The sequence below is a fragment of the Edaphobacter sp. FHG110511_03 genome, assembly GCF_059115365.1.
Map to the genome: position 1 here is coordinate 57,279 of NZ_JBZYWL010000004.1, position 20,212 is coordinate 77,490.

Annotated in this window: 14 protein-coding genes and 1 pseudogene; 8 read left to right on the plus strand and 7 right to left on the minus strand. The window is 53.9% G+C overall.

What is annotated here, in order from left to right; all coding sequences use genetic code 11:
- The first annotated feature begins 369 nt into the window (after positions 1-369).
- The 3 genes from AC5S26_RS17240 to AC5S26_RS17250 all read left to right on the plus strand — a co-directional run bounded on the left by AC5S26_RS17240 (position 370) and on the right by AC5S26_RS17250 (position 4,935).
- A complete protein-coding gene (locus AC5S26_RS17240; RefSeq protein WP_494186168.1) occupies positions 370-3,843 on the plus strand; it encodes an arabinofuranosidase catalytic domain-containing protein in 3,474 nt (1,157 codons plus the stop codon).
- 175 nt (positions 3,844-4,018) lie between these two features.
- Positions 4,019-4,453 (plus strand): Xre family toxin-antitoxin system antitoxin, encoded by a 435-nt coding sequence (locus AC5S26_RS17245; RefSeq protein WP_494186169.1) that lies wholly within the window; start codon positions 4,019-4,021, stop codon positions 4,451-4,453.
- Positions 4,454-4,458: 5 nt separating this feature from the next.
- Positions 4,459-4,935 (plus strand): RES family NAD+ phosphorylase, encoded by a 477-nt coding sequence (locus tag AC5S26_RS17250; RefSeq protein ID WP_494186655.1) that lies wholly within the window; start codon positions 4,459-4,461, stop codon positions 4,933-4,935.
- A 41-nt stretch (positions 4,936-4,976) separates the two neighbouring features.
- On the opposite strand, the gene AC5S26_RS17255 is transcribed toward AC5S26_RS17250, so the two are convergent.
- Complete coding sequence (locus AC5S26_RS17255; RefSeq protein ID WP_494186170.1) at positions 4,977-6,554, minus strand: outer membrane beta-barrel protein; 1,578 nt, start codon at positions 6,552-6,554, stop codon at positions 4,977-4,979.
- 218 nt (positions 6,555-6,772) lie between these two features.
- On the opposite strand from AC5S26_RS17255, the pseudogene AC5S26_RS17260 reads away from it, so the two are divergent.
- The 3 genes and pseudogenes from AC5S26_RS17260 to AC5S26_RS17270 all read left to right on the plus strand — a co-directional run.
- Positions 6,773-7,081 (plus strand): annotated as a pseudogene (locus AC5S26_RS17260) (DUF4118 domain-containing protein); the annotation flags it as partial.
- A 15-nt stretch (positions 7,082-7,096) separates the two neighbouring features.
- Positions 7,097-7,900, plus strand: a complete 804-nt coding sequence (locus AC5S26_RS17265; RefSeq protein ID WP_494186656.1) for a sensor histidine kinase — start codon at positions 7,097-7,099, stop codon at positions 7,898-7,900.
- Positions 7,897-8,643: a response regulator transcription factor gene (locus AC5S26_RS17270; protein ID WP_494186171.1), complete on the plus strand. Its 747-nt coding sequence runs from the start codon at positions 7,897-7,899 to the stop codon at positions 8,641-8,643. Before AC5S26_RS17265 ends, AC5S26_RS17270 begins: the two co-directional genes overlap by 4 nt.
- A gap of 336 nt (positions 8,644-8,979) precedes the next feature.
- On the opposite strand, the gene kdpC is transcribed toward AC5S26_RS17270, so the two are convergent.
- From kdpC to kdpF, 4 genes are read right to left on the minus strand one after another with little or no spacing between them, the layout of a single operon-like run.
- On the minus strand, positions 8,980-9,552 hold the full coding sequence (gene kdpC / locus AC5S26_RS17275) for a potassium-transporting ATPase subunit KdpC (protein WP_494186172.1): 573 nt from the start codon (positions 9,550-9,552) through the stop codon (positions 8,980-8,982).
- 14 nt (positions 9,553-9,566) lie between these two features.
- Positions 9,567-11,606 (minus strand): potassium-transporting ATPase subunit KdpB, encoded by a 2,040-nt coding sequence (gene kdpB, locus AC5S26_RS17280; RefSeq protein ID WP_494186173.1) that lies wholly within the window; start codon positions 11,604-11,606, stop codon positions 9,567-9,569.
- 28 nt (positions 11,607-11,634) lie between these two features.
- A complete protein-coding gene (gene kdpA, locus AC5S26_RS17285; RefSeq protein WP_494186174.1) occupies positions 11,635-13,422 on the minus strand; it encodes a potassium-transporting ATPase subunit KdpA in 1,788 nt (595 codons plus the stop codon).
- Positions 13,423-13,436: 14 nt separating this feature from the next.
- A complete protein-coding gene (gene kdpF, locus AC5S26_RS17290) occupies positions 13,437-13,562 on the minus strand; it encodes a K(+)-transporting ATPase subunit F (RefSeq protein WP_494186175.1) in 126 nt (41 codons plus the stop codon).
- A 596-nt stretch (positions 13,563-14,158) separates the two neighbouring features.
- On the opposite strand from kdpF, the gene hrpB reads away from it, so the two are divergent.
- Positions 14,159-16,468 (plus strand): ATP-dependent helicase HrpB, encoded by a 2,310-nt coding sequence (gene hrpB, locus AC5S26_RS17295; RefSeq protein ID WP_494186657.1) that lies wholly within the window; start codon positions 14,159-14,161, stop codon positions 16,466-16,468.
- Between the two features lie 68 nt (positions 16,469-16,536).
- Here hrpB and AC5S26_RS17300 read toward each other — a convergent pair whose 3' ends face one another.
- Positions 16,537-18,138: a hypothetical protein gene (locus AC5S26_RS17300; protein ID WP_494186176.1), complete on the minus strand. Its 1,602-nt coding sequence runs from the start codon at positions 18,136-18,138 to the stop codon at positions 16,537-16,539.
- A gap of 527 nt (positions 18,139-18,665) precedes the next feature.
- Positions 18,666-19,496, minus strand: a complete 831-nt coding sequence (locus tag AC5S26_RS17305; protein ID WP_494186177.1) for an AraC family transcriptional regulator — start codon at positions 19,494-19,496, stop codon at positions 18,666-18,668.
- Positions 19,497-19,619: 123 nt separating this feature from the next.
- Between AC5S26_RS17305 and AC5S26_RS17310 the strand changes: the two genes are divergently transcribed.
- Positions 19,620-20,156, plus strand: a complete 537-nt coding sequence (locus AC5S26_RS17310) for a carboxymuconolactone decarboxylase family protein (protein WP_494186178.1) — start codon at positions 19,620-19,622, stop codon at positions 20,154-20,156.
- Positions 20,157-20,212: the final 56 nt, after the last annotated feature.

The following is a 20,212-nucleotide window of genomic DNA, read 5'->3' on the forward strand; positions in this document are numbered from 1 at the left end:
ACCATATAGCTCTGTCGCTGCATAGGCAACGAACAGAAATTTGAGAGTTGCGTTCACGGCAATATTCGACAATGAGGTCGAGGAAACGCGCGTTCGCTAATCTTCGTGGCAGCGAGAGCACGTTGTCTTACTTCGACTGGCTGCGCGGATATCTCGACGCTCACGGGTGCCCTGCTGCTTTCTACCCGGACAAGCACACCGTGTCCGCATCAACCGGGACGCCAGGGTTGGAGAAGCAGATGGAACGAATCACTGCCAAGTGGTATACGTATCCCGACAGAAAATTCAAAATAGACTGGGTCCCAAAAACGGAGAGACTTCGTTTCTTCAGAGCCCAAGACAATTTCGTCCCAGTAGATCAGGATAAGAATGAAAACGAGAATCGATTTTGTGCTTAGGCTCGCGCTTGTACTTACGGTTGTTGGCGTCACCTCGACGATAGCGCAACAATCTCCTACGGGTGCCATCGTTTCTTCACACAGGCTGCAGGGCCCGTGCGACATTTACGCGGCTGCTGGGGACCCATGTGCCGCGGCACATAGTACGACCCGGGCGTTATATGCGACCTATAACGGTCCTCTCTACCAGGTTTTGCGCCAGTCGGACGGCAAGACCCTTGACATTGACGTTGTCCGAGCGACTGCCACGCCAGTTCCGGATCCAGGCGGATACGCTGACGCAGCCGCACAGGATAAGTTCTGCGCCGGTACTTATTGCTGGATCAGTATCATCTACGACCAGTCTCCCAAACACAACGACTTGATTCAGGCTCCCCGTGGCGGATTCAGCGGTCCGGCCCTGGGAGGCTTCAACACCCTTCCGATCGCGGACATGGCCCCGATCACGATCATGGGGCACAAGGTCTATGGCGTGTTCATCGAACCGGGCATGGGGCTTCGCCAGAACGATGTGAAAGGCACCGCGGTCGACGACCAGGCAGAGGGGCAATACTGGGTGGTCAACGGGAAGCATTTCAACGCCGGTTGCTGTTTCGACTACGGCAATGCCGAGATCGATAGTCGCGATGATGATAACGGCACCATGGAGACCCTCTACTTCGGTAACGCCACACCGTGGTATAGCGGGGCTGGTCACGGTCCGTGGATTATGACCGATCAGGAAAATAACCTTGTCGGTTGCGTCAACGATGATGGGACCAAAGGCTGCCCCAATTTACCCAGTATCCCCTGGCGCTTTGTAACCGCAATCGGCAAAGGAGAGCCACATCATTGGACATCCATGGGTGGCGATGCTCAAAAGGGCGCTCTGTCGGTCATGTTCGATGGGCACCGTGTGAATCCAACCTATGACCCGATGCGCAAGCAGGGGGCGATTCTCCTGGGCAACGGCGGTGACAATAGCGTCGGCTCGCAAGGAACGTTCTACGAAGGAGCGATGACTGCAGCTGGTACATTTCCATCGAACGCTACCGACCAGCTTGTCCAGGCGAACATTGTGGCTGCCAAGTACGACGAAGCTCCACTTCGTTTGGTTCCGGCTGCGACATCAAAAAAACATGCGGGCCCGCAGACCTTCACTCCGGGATCTTCGCAAGATTTCACCGTCACATTCACGAATACAACAGGAGCTCCGGCAGCACAAGTCTCGTTGAGCATTTCTGTACCGAGCAAACAGTGGACCGCTGTAGTTTCAGGCACGACCGAGCCGTCGAAGACGTTCGCTCAACAGGTCGCGTCGGGTGCGAGCGTGAGCGCGACTTTCAAAGTCACTTCTGCGCCAGCAGCCTTCAACGGCGATCTCGTCGCTCATGCATCGTGGACAAATGCGACCGGAGGCAGAAGGCAAGTTGAGACGGCAGTTGCAAAGGTTCGTAATGCCATACCAGTCAAGATCAACGAGTTTCGAGTCACCTCCGGCGCTCCAGGTAACCTGACGAATTCATTTATTGAGCTCTACAATGCAGGTTCCGAAGGCGTCGATCTCTCCAACTGGACGTTGACCGAGCATCCAGCCCATCAGGCCATCTCCTCGACGGTAAAGATCCTGCCTGGAACGAAGCTTGCTGCGGGCGGTTTCTACCTGCTTGGCCTCTCCAACTCCGGGTTGGCGATCCCCGCTCGTGCAGGCGACAGCATCATCCATGTTAGAAACACCGAGGGAGTGTCGGTTGGCGATACGATCAACATCGGCACAGGGTCCAGCATGGAAGCGCGCAAGATCGCCAGCCTCGGGACGGCTGCCAGCAACCATACAACGTTGTGTCAATCACTGCCAGAAGAACCAGTGATCACAATTCCTGTCGGTTCGACCAATGTACCGGTTGAGGACGCATCCGGTTTTGTTGTTGGTCAGAAGATTGCGCTTGGCTATGGCTCTACCTATCCGGTTGTTGCAAATACGATGGAGCAGTATGAGATCGCGACGGTGACCGCGGTTGGCAAGCCTGGCACACAGGCGTACCTTGCAATGGACGCGCCTGCGGGAGCCACCAATATCCAATTGACATCCCTCGCAAATATCTCCACCGGTGACAAGATCAGGTTGGATATCGACAGCGTGGGGCATGGGATCGAAACCGTGACGGTGGCGCATGTGGGCACGCCTGCAAGCCAGACCAATCTCTCAGCTCCTGTGAGCGCCGGAGCAACCCGAATCAGCGTGCGCCGGGCTGAAGGTTTCGCCGCAGGCGACAAGATCACGGTCGGCACGCCTGCAAGTCAGCAGGTCGTCACTGTCACCGCCGTGGGCGCGCCAGGGCCGGATGGCACCCCCATCGACTTTACGCCCGCTCTTGCCAAATCTCATGTCGTCAGTGAGTGGGTTGTATCCCCGGGCACAGGACTGGACCTAGCCGATCCTTTACGATTCCAGCATGCTGCCAACCTTCCATTCAGCGATCGTGGAACAGGAATCAGCTTCCAGCCTGCGACTGCCTTTGCCCATTCGAGCAATGAGCCAGTCCAGGCGCTTGGGACTGGCATAACGCTCGACAGGCCACTGACCAGCAATCACGCGATCCACGCGGCCGTACGCGATGCCGCAGTCAAGACCGCGGGATACCAGGGTATGCCAACGCCCAACCAGTGGTTTGGCGGACCGGAATTAACCACGACGTCCCCGCAATTCGGCCGTCCCCTCATCGTCGAAGAAGGCAGCATCGTACTCCGTGACCCTTCGGGAGTGGTTGCCGACAGTCTTAACTATGGAGGCCTCGTCGATCCATGGGCCGCCGAAGGAGATCAAGCTGTCTCAGGAGCTGAGTTAAGCGGTTGCTACGCCCCTGCACCTGGTTCAGTGTTCAATCCCTGGTCGACAGTTGTGGCGCCTGTTGCCATCAATACGAGCGCAGGACGGTTCCCTGACGGTTCCGATACCGACAGCAACTGTACCGACTTTTCAACGCAGGCGGCGGCCTCTTTGTCGGCTACGTCGGCCGCGGGTGCAACGAACATCAAGGTTGCCAGTACGGAAGGGTTTCGGCTTGGGCAAACAGTTCAAATTGATTCTGGTGCAAATACTGAATCCGCCGTCATCGCCGCAGTCGGAACAGCAGGCGCCACGACGGTCCGCACTTCCACTGATGCTGGAGCAACTCTTCTGCCTGTCGTGAGCGTGACTGGCTTTGGTAAAGGTCAGACAATCACGATTGATGAAGGAGCAAATTCTGAAACGGCAGTTGTTTCTTCGAGTAGAGCCCGTGGCGCGGCCACTATCACAGTCGTCGCACCCCTCGCTCGTGCCCACGCAGCTGGCGCGCAGATCTCGGGTAGCGGCATTAGCCTCACCACTCCACTATCCCGGACTCATACCAATGGAGCACAGGTCTCCGACAACGTTCCAACTCCTGGCGCGGCGAACCAATATGACGGTAGAAATCATTGAGCGGTAGAAAACTGGGCCTTTAAGAACGGCTCCGTTCTGTTGCCGGGGACGTTGGCTGATCAGGGGATCTTTACATGTAAATGCCTCAAAAGCTTCAGATGAATGAGTGTCCATCGCGTGGCTCACAATTGACGACCCTCTACTCGCGCCATTTGGCGGTATAATAGATGACATTATGGTGAATGAGCTCACTGCGGTCGTTGATGAACTGGGTGGCGAAGCCGGAGTCGGTCGTAGGGTGCGCACTTCGGAGGACCTGAGTGCGGCCATCCGGGAGGGGTTTCCGCAAGCAGCTGTGAGCGCTCTCACTTCAACGGGACTTTCGCTGCAGGAAATAGCCAGCAGTCTCGACCTCTCTCTTCGAAGCTTGCAACGCCGTAAGAGTCAAGGACGTCTCGCTCGGTATGAGTCTGATCGTCTCTATCGTTTGGCACGCCTAGTCTCGCTGGCCGCATACTTTCTCGGCGACCACAAGATCGCCATCGACTGGATGAAGAGGCCGAATCACGCGTTGGGCGGCGTAGCTCCTCTGAGTATCGTAGACACGGAACTTGGGGCGCGTGAGGTGGAGAACGTACTGGGTCGCATTGGGTACGGCGGTGTTAGTTGACCTTTGTGTACCGCCTGCTGAGACAGCCATTTGCTTCAACACCGTTTGATGGAGAGGGAAGTTACCGTTACGGTGGCCGCTGGTCGGCACCGGGAACCCGCATTGTGTACACAGCCGAGCATCTCTCCTTAGCCATGGTTGAGTACCTTGTGCATCTCGACTCTGACCAGTCTCCAAGAGACCTTGTACCTGCAAGGGCGGAAGTTCCAGATGATATCCCCAGGCGTCACCTGCAGATCGATGACCTGCCGAAAGTATGGCAGGATTATCCGGCTCCTCAGTCCCTTGCGGCCATCGGTGAAACATTCGTTCGCGAGAACCAAGCCGCTGTGTTGATCATTCCTTCGGTCGTGGCTCCCGCTGAGAACAATTGGCTTCTAAACCCTAATCATCCTGAGTTCCAGAAGATCACACTTGGCCGCGCGGAGCCATTCCGTTACGATCCTCGACTACTCCGGGACAAATCAGAAATAAAACAATGAGTTGAGCCAACCAGGCCACAACCTACGATCCCTGTGGGGCATTACCACGCCCCTTCTTTGTTCCCATACCACCAGACCAGGCCTATCGTTGCCGTATCCTGGTGCCCCTTCATTGTTCCCTCGATACTTGTCGGAAAGAAATTCTTATTCGACCAGTCCCTCCGGTACTCCACCATCCCTATGAACCCAGAACCAAACTTGTATTCAAAGGTGCCGGTAGTCTCTTTCAAGGCTTGAGTCGTCCCGCTAAAAAGACCGCCGCGGTCCGAAAGATATTCTGCTCTACCAGCGAAAGAGGCACGTGAGTTGAACTGATACTGCGTGTAGGCCGCACCACCATCTACGTGCGAAGGAGCGGAGGAGCGCCCTGGACCGGCAGTTCTCCACTGCCGTTGGATGGCATAGTCGCCCTCGAGCCCGAACAGCAGTTTAGGCCGAGCCTGCCAACTCACATAGCTGTCTATATAGTGGGTGCGGCCGTCTGGCGCGGGGTTGATCGGAGTAAAACACAATCCAGGCTGAATGGGTGCTGTACCACAATTGGTGGATGGGGTGACATCCGGGTGTTCCTGTCCATAGTAGTAGTTAACGTTCCATGTAATCGTTTTTCGCGGTGTTATCGCGAGGCCAATCATCTGGTCTTTGAAAGAGTTGAATGGCTCCGTCTGCTGTGTTCCATTTGTCAGCCAGTAATTGACTGCAATTTTGTCATTTACCGGATAATTAACGCGCACACCGGTGTGGTAAAACGGCAAGTAATAAAAGTAGAACGAACGGCTGTAGTTAAGTTGATCTTTCGTATAGTTGCTTTCGTAGCCAAGCGAACTGGCCCACTTTCCAAAATCTACGGTCACACCGTTCCCCACAGGAACCACATATCTTCCGTAGGCCTGGAAGATGTTTCTGTAGATGTCTGGGCGATTTTCATTGGAGGGATTTCCCTGGAGGGTCGAAGTAGCCTGCCCAAATTGCAGGTCAAAGCGCATACCATAGCGCCGGCCTGCCGCTACATCCGTTGGCAGTTCGAAAATGACGGCAGCCTGATTGAGACTGAAACTGTTGCTTAGAACGTCATAAGCCCTCAGTGAATTGACGCGCCCAATGGGGTGGTTGAAATTGTAGCCATAGTAGCCGTCAAAGATAACGTTCAATGTCGAATTCGCTGGCAAAATGGATTGCCTTGTCGAGTCTGAAGCGACATCGACTGTCTTCGCCTCCGCGGCCTTCGTTGGCTCGGATGGAACGTTCTCCGCTGCAGCTGGCGGTAAGGTCGCAGGCGACCTCAGCTTATCGAGCTCACCTTGAATCTCCTTAAGTTGATGCTGCAACAAAAGCACTTTCTGCTGGAGTGTTTCCACTTCGGGATTAGATTGAGGCGACGTCTGGGCGTTCGCCTCGGAGCATGCAAGGAAGAGGACTGCGCACATTAGGGCGATCGTTAGTGTCCTATGATCGCGCCGACTGTCCTCCTGGACAGAGTCAAAGATCAAGGCACAGATGCTTTTTCTTGTCCGGCGTCCGCTCTCTTTTATGAAGTGGTAAAGCACACAAAGAAAGAAGACGACTCCTCCACCTGTTCCAATCGCTAAGATCGTAACGCCCGTTGATACTGTTGCCATTCCAATCACCGCCTTATTCCAAGGCGATTACACCGCGGACGGGAATTAGCTGCTCGTAAAAAGATCATAGAAAAGTCATAAGGAGCGCAACACGCGACACGTTCGAAAAGTGCACGAAGAAGAGCAAGACTTTGGGCGATGTCGACTACACTAAGATCAGCATGCTGCGGCCGGCCACAATGTTCCGAAGTGCTGAGTCTTTCATCTCTAAAAACGTGATGAGGCGCACACTAACATCGACCGTTTGTCTTGCGTTTCTGGTGTTCGCACTGGCGCCACTCCAAGGCATCGTGAACACGACCACAATAGGATTTGCCTTGCTACTCGGAGTGCTCTTCTCCGCTGTTCACATGGGAAGCAGGCCAGCACTTGCTGCATCCGTCGTGGCCATGCTTGGATACAACTTCTTTTTTCTTCCTCCCATTTTGCGTCTGACTATTTCGGACCCGCAGAACTGGGTCGCGCTTGCGGCATTTTCTGTCACGGCTCTCGTCGCTGGCCAGCTCTCGGCGAAAGCGAAGGAAAGAGCCGTAGAGGCGTTGTTGGCGAAACAACAAACTGACCGTCTTTATACAGAGTTGCAAACCGCATTTGAGAAGGCCAGTCAGGCGGAAGCAATTAAGAGGAGTGATCTGATGAAGACGGCACTCCTCGACGCCGTAACTCATGATCTTCGGACTCCTCTGACATCGATTCGAGCCGCAGCGACCACGTTGCGAAAAGCTCAACGGATGGGAGAAACCCTTAATCCTGAGGTCAACAGCGAATTAGTCGAATTAGTCGACGAAGAGAGCCTTCACCTCGATCAGATCATCAGCAGCTTCGTAGAACTTGCGCGTATCGAGGCTGGAGATCTCATGCTCAAAACAACATGGGGTTCTTTGAACGACGTAGCGCAGGCGGCTATTAAACGGGCTCAAACTTTGCTGCTCAAGCATCGTGTAATCGTCAACATTCCCGAGACCCTTCCGCTGATGCACATCGACGTCCGGGCGCTGGCGGAAGTTATCTATACTCTCCTGGACAACGCTCGAAAGTATTCTCCTGATAACTCTGAAATCAGCATCAACGCCCGACGCATAGAGCGTGACGTGGAGGTCTCTGTTTCGGACCATGGCAGCGGAATACAAAAAGACGATTTGTCCAAAGTGTTCGACAAGTTCTATCGGGGCACAGATAGAAGTAATTCACGCCTCAACAGTCCAGGCGGGCTTGGTGTAGGTTTATCCATTGCGAAGGGACTGGTGGAAGCGCATAGCGGATCCATATGGATAGCAGAGGCCATTGCCTCAAAGGGAACCACAATCACGTTTCGAATACCCATCAGAGAAGACGGCGAATCATGAATCAAGATATTCAAGTACCATCGCACCGTAGCAGAATTCTGGTCATAGACGATGAGCCTACGATCACGCGGGCTCTCCGAGCAAGCTTCGTTGCAAATGGCTATGACATCCGGACAGCGCAAGACGGTATCTCGGGATTGAACGTTCTGGAGGACTGGAAGCCTGACTTAATCATCACCGATCTGGCGATGCCGGAAATGGATGGCGTAGCACTTTGCAAAAGGATAAGAACTGCCTCGGCATTGCCTATCATTCTTCTATCCGTACGGGAAGACGTGGATTCCAAGATTCGTGCTCTCGATGCCGGCGCCGACGATTATGTCACCAAACCCTTCAGCATCGAAGAGCTCCTTGCCCGAGTACGCACTGCACTTCGTAGATTGGAGCTGGTCCGAAACATGGCCTCTCAGCCAGCGGAGAATGAATCTCTCCTTCATGTTGGAGACTTCAAGGTTGAGCTACTTAAGAGACATGTAACCATTCAAGAGCGTGAGATAAAACTAACCCCGAAAGAGTATGATCTCCTGCTCTTTCTTCTGCGTAATGCGGATCGGGTACTGACACACTCAATTGTCATTCGCTCGATCTGGGGGCCACACAGTACACACCAACCGGAATATCTAAGAGTGCTGGTTGCCGCGCTACGAAAGAAGATCGAACCTGACCCACTGCACCCACGTTATTTACTTACCGACCCATGGGTCGGCTACACGTTAAACTCTTCAGAAGAGAACGATCAGTAGGATCCCGCGCTCGTCAAAGATCTTCGCTGCCCCTCGTCAGGCGGCAAGTCCCGCATCGTGACCGGAACGGCGAGGCCCTACCGGACCCGTTTGTACGCAGGAAGCACTTCGAACAACGCGGACATTTCCAACGACTTGCTCTGTCTTGAAGGAAGAGAAGAATCCCAGCATAGGCTGCGCTGAAGAGAACCAAATGTTCGTACCCGAACCTTTCCACCATGCTACCTGCAAGGGGAAGGAAGCCGACGATCATCGCCGTCCATGCTGCTTCCAGAACCATCAGGGAACTCCAGCTGGTTCTGGTGACCTTGTGCACCATCCTATGTGTTGAATCGATCATTTTGCAGACGCTACGTCATCGAGGCCGAGATTGAGCTGAAGAACGTTAACACGCGGCTCGCCCAGAAACCCAAACTGCCGTCCTAACGTATGCTTCGCGACGAGTTCACGAACAACTGATTCCGGCAGATGTCTTACGTTGGCGATGCGAGCGACCTGAAACTCCGCAGCAGCAGGAGTTATGTCGGGATCTAAACCGGAAGCAGAGGCTGTCACCAGATCGACAGGAACGTCGACGCCGGGGTGATCCGTCTGTGCCGCAGTAGCATCCCCTGTGATGCGATCGGTAAGCTTTTTATTTGTCGGTGCAAAGTTGTAACCGCCGGAACTCGCAGCATCGTATCCGTTGCCGGCAGCCGACGGACGTGAATGGAAGTATTTCGGATCTGAAAATGGCTGCCCGATGATTTGCGAACCGAGGACATGACCATCTTTTTTTATCAGCTGCCCATCGGCTTTGTCTTTGAAGATCAGTTGAGCAGTTCCGGTCACTAGATAGGGGTAAGCGATGCCGAAGATGATAGTCGTAACGACGGTATAGAGGATTGCAGTAATAAGATAACGACGCATAAACGATCCTTTATTTAGGCCAGGTGAAGGGCTGTAATGAGCATGTCAATGAGCTTGATACCCAGAAACGGAGCGATGATACCCCCTCCGCCGTAGATGATGAGATTGCGGCGAAGAAGAGCTTCTGCCGACATGGCCTTGCATTTCACACCCCGCAGGGCGAGCGGTATGAGGCCGATGATGATGATCGCGTTGAAGATCACCGCCGAGAGCACTGCCGATTCCGCGTTTTTCAAATGCATTATGTTGAGCGCGTTCAGCACCGGAAACGCCCCTGCAAACATAGCCGGAATAATTGCGAAATATTTCGCCACATCATTGGCGATGGAAAAGGTTGTGAGTGCGCCCCGGGTCATCAGGAGCTGTTTACCAATTTCGACGATTTCGATCAGCTTGGTCGGATTGGAGTCAAGGTCGACCATATTGCCCGCTTCCTTAGCAGCCTGGGTTCCGGTGTTCATGGCGACACCTACGTCTGCCTGGGCCAGCGCCGGAGCATCGTTTGTTCCGTCGCCCGTCATCGCGACCAGCTTGCCTCCAGCCTGCTCGCGTTTGATCAGATCCATCTTGTCTTTGGGCTTAGCTTCGGCAAGGAAGTCGTCTACACCTGCTTCGCGCGATATCGCTGCGGCGGTGAGCGGGTTGTCACCAGTGATCATGATGGTTTTAATACCCATCGCCCGTAGTTGAGCGAATCGTTCCTTCATGCCCCCCTTCACGATGTCCTTGAGGTGAATGACCCCGAGTGCCTGACGATTCTCGGCCACCACAAGGGGCGTACCTCCGCTGCGGGCCACCGCCTCGACATCGGCTCGAACCTCTTCGGGAAGGCTTCCGCCATTCTCCTTGAGGAACGCAGCTATCGCATCTGTAGATCCTTTGCGGATGATACGGCCGTCGAGATTCACGCCAGACATTTGGGTCACTGCGCTGAAAGGAACGAATTCAGCCTCTAAGTCGGCGAGTTCACGACCGCGGAGGCCATACAGTTCCTTCGCCAGGACGACGATACTGCGGCCTTCCGGCGTCTCGTCCGGCAAGGACGATAGTTGTGCCGCATCGGCTAGACGATCCTTGCTAACACCGGGAGCCGATATAAATTCCGAAGCCTGACGATTACCCAGAGTGATGGTCCCCGTCTTATCGAGCAATAACGTATTTACATCGCCCGCAGCCTCAACTGCGCGGCCAGACATCGCAAGAACGTTGTGTTGTACAAGACGGTCCATACCTGCAATCCCTATGGCAGAAAGCAAACCGCCGATCGTCGTAGGGATCAGACAAACCAGAAGAGAGATCAGGACGAAGACAGATTGCGGAACGGTCGAATAGATGGCGACCGGCTGCAACGTAACTACCGCCAGCAAGAAGATGATCGTCAATCCCGCCAATAGAATATTGACCGCTATCTCGTTCGGCGTCTTTCGGCGTTCTGCGCCCTCGACCAAGGCGATCATACGGTCAAGGAAAGTCTCGCCAGGATTAGATGTGATCTCTACCTTGATCTGATCGGAGAGAACCCGTGTCCCACCTGTTACGGCAGAACGGTCACCGCCGGCCTCTCGGATCACTGGTGCCGACTCGCCCGTAATTGCAGACTCATCTACGGATGCGACTCCCTCGATGACTTCACCATCGCCCGGAATCATACAGCCTGCGACGACGGATACGATGTCACCTGACCGAAGCTGAGAGTTGGGAACTTCTTCCGTCTGACCATTTGCCTTGAAGCGAAGCGCAGTCGTCTCTGACTTGGCCCGACGAAGAGCGTCGGCCTGCGCCTTGCCCCGCCCTTCTGCCATCGCTTCTGCGAAGTTCGCAAAGAGAACAGTGAACCAAAGCCAAAGAGTGATCTGAAGATCAAAGCGGAAGGAGCCATGATGGGTGAAAAGATCTCTAAAGAGATAGATACTCGTGATAAGACTGCCAATCGCAACCACGAACATGACAGGATTCTTCATCATTGTGCGAGGATTGAGTTTGACGAATGCATCGACCGATGCGCGACGAATGATCTTCGTGTCCCACAGGGACCGTTTACGTGTATTAGCCATATACGTGTCTGCTCTTCTTTCTGTTTTCTTAGAAGGTTTTCCCGGCTTGCATCAGGAGATGTTCGAGAATGGGACCGAGCGAAAGCACGGGAAAGAATGTGAGGGCTCCCACAATCAGGACGACTCCGACGAGCAACACCGTAAACAACGGGGTATGAACCGGGAAGGTACCCGGCGAGGGCGGGACAACCTTCTTCTTTGCAAGATTTCCAGCGATGGCAAGCATAGGGATAATCATCAGAAAACGGCCGACCAGCATAGCTGTCCCTAGGGACAGGTTGTACCAATGAGTGTTGGCACTCAAGCCTGCAAACGCCGATCCGTTATTGGCCGTAGTTGACGTATAGGCGTACAGAATCTCAGTCAGACCATGAGGCCCGGCGTTCGCCAGCAACGATAGACCAAGAGTGGGCATCAACAGAGAGACCGCGGTAAAACCCAGAATCGATAGCGGAAAGATCAACACGTAGAGCATTACCATCTTGATGTCGTACGATTCGATCTTTTTACCAAGGTACTCAGGGGTTCGGCCCACCATCAGACCGGCGATGAAGACAGCCAGAACGACAAAGTTAAGCATTCCATAGAGACCGGCGCCAACCCCGCCGAAGATGACTTCGCCTAGCATCATGTTCACCAGCGGCACAATTCCGCCGAGTGGCATGAAGGAGTCGTGCATCGCATTGACAGCGCCACAGCTTGCATCGGTAGTCACGGTAGCGAAGAGTGCCGAATTAGCGATACCGAAGCGAACCTCTTTCCCTTCCATGTTTCCGCCAGGCTGTAGAGCCGTGGAGCGCTGATCGATATGCATTGCGCTACTGTGAAGGAGCGGGTTTGGCTGGGCCTCCGCGTAATATGCAATGGATACACCGATAAAGAACAGGATTGACATCGCGGCGAATACGGCCCAGCCGTGAGTTGGAGATCGAGTCATTCTTCCGAGGGTTACTGTCAAACCGGCTGGGATGAGAAAGATCGCAAACATCTCCAACAAGTTAGAGAAGGGCGTTGGATTCTCGAATGGATGGGCACTATTGGCATTGAAGAATCCGCCCCCGTTAGTGCCGAGCATCTTGGGGGCTTCCTGGGAAGCGGCCGGTCCCTGAGCGATCGTCTGTGTCGTGATTATCTGCGTCGACGTCTTACCGTCCGCGCCGGTGGTTGTTACTGTCTGCGGTTGCAAAAGCCTGGCTTGGTCATAAGGGCGGAAGTTCTGAACGACACCTTGCGAGACAAGAAGAAGAGCGCAAATGAACGCGGTAGGGAGCAAGACCCAAAGAGAGGCGCGGGTCGTGTCAACCCAGAAATTACCCAGGGTCTTCGACTCTTTCCGAGAGATGCCACGCACAAAAGCGATGGCGACAGCGATTCCGACAGCCGCGGAAAGGAAGTTGTGGTAGGCAAGCCCCATCATCTGGGTTAGATAGCTGACCGTGGTCTCCGGAACATAAGACTGCCAATTCGTGTTGGCAGTAAACGAAACCGTGGTGTTGAAGGCCAGATCAGGGGCGACTCCGGCAAGGTGTTGCGGGTTGAGGGGAAGATACTGTTGCATTCGCTGAAGCAGGTATGTAACGAGCAACGTCACAAGGCTGAAGACAAGCATTGACGCGGCATACTCGGTCCATCGCATCTCGTGCGTTTCATCAATACCCGTGAGTTTATAAATTAGACGCTCAATGGGCCTGAAGATGATATCCGCAAATGTGCGTTCCCGTTCAAAGACCCGTGCCATATAAACGCCCAGCGGTTTCGCACAGACAAGCACGAGCGCGAAGAAAAAAACAATTTGAAACCAGCCATTGACAGTCATGGATTGAATTTCCTTTAAAACTTTTCTGGTTGCAGAAGCGCATAAACGAGATAGACAAATAAAGCCAGAACGATAGTCGACAAAGCGAAAATCTCAATCATGAGGGCCCTTTCTGCTAAGCCAACTGCATCCCCGGACATAGGCTCCGGCGATGACGAAGAACATGATGATCGCGAAAATGATGCCAATATCCCACATGAGCATTGCTTTCCTTTCTTGGTCCCCAGTAATCTCAGATCGCGAATACGAAACCGGATTTCATCTCGTAAGCATCAGAGCGTGGAGATTCGAGGCAAAAACGATTACGACATCGCGATTACATAACTGGCGGCCCTTACAAGACCGGAAAAAGTTCATATAAATGTCATTAGAAATAGTTCAATGATTTTCTGATCGACATCGTGCGGACGTCTCCCGTCGGGAGTAGTCATGAAAGAGGGAAGAATGAAATAGCCGGCGCTCTTTTGCTCTCTCTCTCTCTCTCGCGCGCGCGCCAGATAGAGAAAGAGCAGATGCGTCTGAGATCGGTCAGACTCTAATCAGGTTCAACTCCACAATGGCCTTGTCCCTTATCTGCTCGATCAGGCGGTCCGATACGATGTCGCTGACCGAATGCTCCTCGAAATATTCGTCCAGATCTCACCGTTGTAGACACGACTAACCGTATACCGCCGCATTGACGGCGCTAGAACGCTGTGTTCCGATCAATGCAGTGAATCGAAAGCCAGCACTTCCGGTGGATGCGATTCTGCCGGAGATTCTTGCGTCCCTGCAGCATACGCCCAACCTCGTCATCGAAGCGCCGCCGGGAACCGGCAAGACCACCCGCATCCCGCCGACCATTCTCCGTCTCGTCGTCGGCGGAGTCATTGTGCTCGAACCGCGCAGAATCGCGGCGAGGATGGCGGCACGAAGGGTAGCGTGGGAGCTGGGGGAAGAGGTTGGCGAAACAGTTGGCTATCAAGTCCGTTTCGAAGAAAGGGTTAGTCCGCGCACGCGACTGCGCTTTGTCACAGAGGGCATTCTGACCCGACGCTTGCTCACTGACCCGACGCTTAAGGGTATCGATGCAATCGTCCTCGATGAGTTCCACGAGCGCCACCTGGACAGCGATCTTGCGCTGGCGCTGCTGAAGCGTCTCCAGCGCACCAGGCCGGAGATACGCATCATTGTGATGTCGGCCACGCTCGATGCGGCGCCGATAGCTCGATATCTTGAAGATTGTCCGATTCTTCGATCAGAGGGACGGCTGTTCGAGTTATCGATTAGGCATCTACCTTATTCCCGAGAGCCGCTTCATGTTCAAACGAGGAAGGCAGTGGAACTGCTGAATATCTGGCAGCACTCCGGCAATATTCTGGCTTTCCTTCCTGGCATCGCCGAGATCCGGCGAACGATGCGCGAGTGCGAAACGATTGCTCGGCAGTCCAATCTGCTTGTTCTACCCTTGCATGGAGACCTTTCGCCCGCCGAGCAGGACCGCGCCGTTTTACCGTCTGCGGAAAGAAAACTCATTCTCGCGACGAATGTTGCTGAAAGTTCTGTAACGGTCGAAGGAGTGACCGCAGTCATCGATACTGGTCTGGCGCGCATCGCAACCTATTCGCCCTGGACTGGACTGCCGACGCTGCAGGTCGGCCGGGTCAGTAAGGCATCCGCCACGCAAAGAGCCGGAAGAGCAGGCCGAACCGGACCTGGCCAGGTGATACGCCTCTATTCTGAAGAAGATTATTTGCTACGACCGGAGCACGATCCTCCTGAGATTGCACGCGCAGATCTGTCGCAGCTTCTACTTAGCATTCGGGCTATGAAGGTCGCGCATCTCGATGATCTTGATTGGCTGGATGCCCCACCTATAGAGAACGTTGGGAGTGCTGAATTGTTGCTCGATCGTATTGGCGCAAACGGCGGCACAAGCGGAGGAATGGTTCAACGCCTTGCACGGTTTCCTTTATCTCCCCGCTTGTCCCGCATCTTAATCGAAGCGTTGGATCGAGGCGTTGGAGAGGATGGATGTCTGGCTGCAGCAATGCTTGGATTTGGCACTCGCAGTGAGAAGAATGATCTGCTTGTGGCCATGGACCTGCCTCAGGATCATCGTTTGCGGCAGCACACGGAACAACTGCTCAGGATGGCTCGACCACCGAAACAAGCTCGCCATGATGACGAGGCATTGCTTCTGTCCCTGTTGGTTGGTTTTCCTGATCGTGTGGCCCGCCAGCGAATCGGTAATCAAGTGCAGCTGTCGACGGGCATCTTTGCCGAGGTAACCGGCGAGATGCCACGCTACGAATTCATGCTTGCCATCGATGCTGAGAATCGTAAGGAAAATCCCTTGCCACTTATCCGCATGACCGCGAGAATCGAGCCGGAGTGGCTGCTCGAACTTTTTCCTGATCGCATTGAAGAAAGGTTAAGCGTGGTATGGAATCGCACGACGGAGCGTGTCGAAAGATTAAGCGCATTGCTGTACGACAAACTCGTCATTGAGGAATCGCGAGGCGCCGCGCCGGAGGCCCAAGCTGCTGAACTGCTTGCTCAGAAGGCATTCGAGGTAGGCATAGATCACTTTGTAGAGAAAGCGTCTCTGGAATACTTCCTGGCTCGATTGACCTTTGCGGGTTTCGAGCTACCAAATCTCCAAGATACGCTGCGTGAACTGTGTCTAGGACTTCAAAGCTTCGGGGATCTTAAAAATGTTTCCAAAAACTTCATACCATTGCTAGAACAGAAGTCAAACACGGAACTCCTCAATGAGATCGCCCCGCTCAGCGTTCGCCTGAAAAATGGACGTCAAATCAAAGTCCATTACGAGGAAGGCAGACTACCGTGGATTTCATCACGCCTCCAAGATTTCTTCGGGATGCAGGATACGCCTAAGATCGGTCCGAACAAGACCCCGCTCGTTATTCATCTATTGGCGCCAAATCATCGCGCAGTACAAACGACGACACACCTTGCCGGATTTTGGAAGAGCCTCTATCCGCAAGTTCGACGAGAATTGATGCGCCGCTATCCGAGGCATGAATGGCCGGAAAAACCTTAGATACTGCGAGAGAACAATAGTCTACGCATACGGTGGACTTGCGCAACAACCTAGCGCCTCAAGTACTTCTATTTTTGAGGTCGCTGATCGTCCAAAATCGCCGACGAATCCGTGTCGTTAATCCTTACCCATGCCTCGTTTTTCAGAGCGTTCGAGAAGGTCTTCACATGACGATAGTGGGCATCGAGGTAGGTTCGCAGAGGACGCAGACTTTCAGCCTTATAGCTCCACATTAATTGATCATCCGTATATGCGCTAAGAATCAGAACGCGAACCTTATGTTCTTCCAACGCTTTAATCGATGCCTGGATCTGCTCGGGACGGTAATAGCTCCACGGTCCTGGTGAGTCAATCGGAGCGGGTGAGTGCAACCACAAGGGGAGATAGATATATGGAACTCCAAAGCATAACTCTCCTGGTTTGGTGTGCGCCGCCGCCCAACGATAAAGCTCATACCTACCTTGGTCTGGGATCGCGGTTCGACCTGCGGGTAGAGTGAGATAGTTCCATGGTTGCCGCTGGACGTGGATCGTCGAGTAGATAGCAAATGCAAGCGAGAGGATAGCCAACGCCTGACCAACCAGAAGGATCGGCCCTCTGACGCGGCTCAAAAGCCATGTGAGAAGGACCAGGGCTGGAAGACTCGTTGGGGCGACTCGCAGAAGTGTCATACCGGGGGCGACCGCCATAAACATGGCGATGCCTGTGATTGTGAGGAGAAGAAGCTGGTCCCAAGGTTCTTTTCTTTCAATCCTGTTTCGACGCACTACTATCAGGAGAAAGATGGGATAGACGGCGATCACGATACCGTAGATGAACAAAACCGAGATCCAGGTCAGGATTCCCTGACCGTGCAACTGACTCCCGAAGGCGAAGCCGGTCTGATTGGGGATGCTGGGGTAATAACGCATCGGAAAAACGATTACTGATTGAACCCAACTCGTCCAACCTACAAGGAGAATGAAGCGAAGATTCAGGGCAAGGAAGGTAGATACGGCGGCGGCTCCGAGCAGAGACGATCTACGCCAAAAAAAATGCGCCGGTTCTTTCCGGTTGATCGAAATCCAAAGCAAATAGATTACAAAGCCAATTGTTATGAATGCGCCCTTAGTCTGAGTGAAGCTTGTCGCCACTCCACACAAAATTCCGGCGAACGCGATATTTCGAGGCCGCAGCCCGCGCATCAGCACTAACATTGCAGCCATCGCAAAGATGGTGCTGAACCAGTGATGGGTTGCATCGAGACTTCTGGCCAGGGCAAATCCAATGAAGAAGAGGGGTGGCATCGCGAGAGCCATGCCATGCAAAACACGGCGTGCAGCAAGCATCATCAACCAGGCTGCCGCCGTCGCCAGAAACACCATTGTTAAGTCTGCTACCCAAAGCCTCACGCCGAACCATCGAAATAAAAAGCTGTAGACCAGGTCCGTGCCTGGGGTGAGGAATTGAAAGTAGTCTCGGTATGGCAACTGTCCCGCCAGTATCCTGGTGCCATTTGTTGCAAAGAGCATCTGATCGTTCCAGGACATGGTGGGAACATTGGGTAGGACGAAATTGCGGAGATAGCATGTGAGAAAGGTGAAGAGCACGGAGATAGCGATGATGACGCTAGATCTGTCTCTTGGCTCGGATTGCGCTTTTTGAAAGGTTGTCGGGCGAAGGCGAGTCAAACCTGTCTCCTGTATATCTGATGGGACGTTAGTGAATTATTTGATCTCAATCTTTCGTGGGGAGAAATAAGGGTGCTAGACGGATCTTCAATTGTTCGTCACGCAATTATTTAGCACGGTGCCGCCTGAGATTTTCTGCAGCATTGGGTGTCGCGGGCCAGTGGTTCAAAGTTTTCTTCGGACTTCGAAGTTGGCCATCGCCCATTGAATTCGCTGGGTTTCATATCTCTATCGTATAAGGTGTGAGTCGAACGAAGAAGTTTAGAAGAGAAGGAGTTCGTCCACCTTAGAAATCCATCGCTTTTTACTTGCCTTTTACTTGCCAGTCGCGAAGTAGAGTGAAGATCAACGATCGCAAGCGTTACAGCTCGTTTCAGAGATTACGCAAAGTAGGGACGGCAGATGCCTCTTGCGGCCAATAAAGAGTAGTTGTTCTCTGTTACCAGGACGGGCCCACGGAGGCTGCTTTCTCCGCCAGCCGGCGTTTCGCTGGACGGTCCGACATGCCGGAGCAGATGTCTTCCGAGTTACTTGCTGTGTCCCTGCCTACGAGCGAGCCATTCAGAAGGGGACATTTCCAAACGTTGCGTAAAGACTCGCGTTAGAGCTGTGGCATTTGCATATCCCACGGCGGATGCGATCAGCTTCAGCGAGTTGCCCTTGCGCAACATGGTCTGGGCAACTCCGAGGCGCCAGTTCGTCAGGTAATCAAATGGCGTTATGCCGACGACCTTGCGAAAGTGGGCGGCGAAGCGCGCGCGGGACATTCCGGCATGCTGGGCCAGTGCTTCGAGCGACCAGGAGGTCTCCGGGCGTTTGTGCATCAGCTCAATGGCCTTCGAGAGGCGAGGGTCACTGAGACCGAGCAGGACTCCGGAATCGACCAGGCGCAAATTCATGGCGGAGCGGAAGAGGAGCACGAGGATGTACTCGAAGAGAGCATCGAGGGCGGTCTGGCGACCGGGGAGGTCGGAGGCGGACTCGGAGAAGAGGAGCTGGAGGGTGGGGGCGAGCTCGGGGAGGGAGTCGAGCGGGATGACGAAGGGCTCAGGGAAAGACGCGGTGAGGGGGTTAAGCATGCCGACGCCGAATTCGATGGTGGCGCAGACGAGTTCGGTGTCTTCTTCCTCTGAAGCGTGAAGGCGATGTTCGTGGGGGCGCGGAAGGAAGATGATGCTGGGCTTATCGATGACGACCTGGCGAGCCTTGGGGTGAGTGATGGTCAGCCGTCCCTTTTTGAGCACATGGAGGTAACCGGCCTGCTCGTTGAGGTTGGGAGAGATGCCGCAGAAGGCTCCGGAGTAGAACATGCGGGCAGAGAGGGCGAATCGTTCGAAGAATGGGGCGAGGAGATCCATATAAAAAACCAAAGGTGAGACTATAAGGTATTTCTATAATACTCTGCGCAACAATCCGTCCCATCTTATAAATAGAACCGATCCTGAACGCCGCTGAGGCGCTTCAGGAGAATTGGAGAGACGATGTCACGTGTTGCCGCAGTTGCTTTTTCGAATGTCGATAAAGTTGCCACGACGCTCTCGCTGGTAGAGAAGAGCCTGGGGATGGTCCCAAATATTTTTGCCACGTTGGGGAATGCCCCTGTGGCTCTGGATGGTTTTCTGGCGTTGTCGAAGACGCTTTCGCGTGGCCGGCTTACGGCTCGTCAGCGCGAGATTGTTGCCCTCGCCGTGGGTCAGGAGAACGAATGCCGGTACTGCCTTTCGGCGCATACGGCTTCGTCGAAGGGTGCTGGACTGGATGATGCCGGTGCTCTTAAGGCACGCAATGGAGACGGCGAGGACGGGTCTGATCGCGCTGTGGCTATGTTTGCGAAGGAGATCGTTCGTCAGCGCGGACATGTTTCGGACAAGGAGTTGGAACGAGCGCGGAAAGCGGGGCTCGACGATGGGTTGGTGATGGAGGTCGTTGCGAATGTTGCGCTGAATACTTTCACCAACTATGCCAATGAAGTTGCGGATACTGAGATCGATTTTCCTGTTGTGGAAGTGGAGCTGTGAGCCGGGTGAAAAGCGTTGTTGTCCCGGAGCAAAAGGAGAGCACGATGGAAAGATTT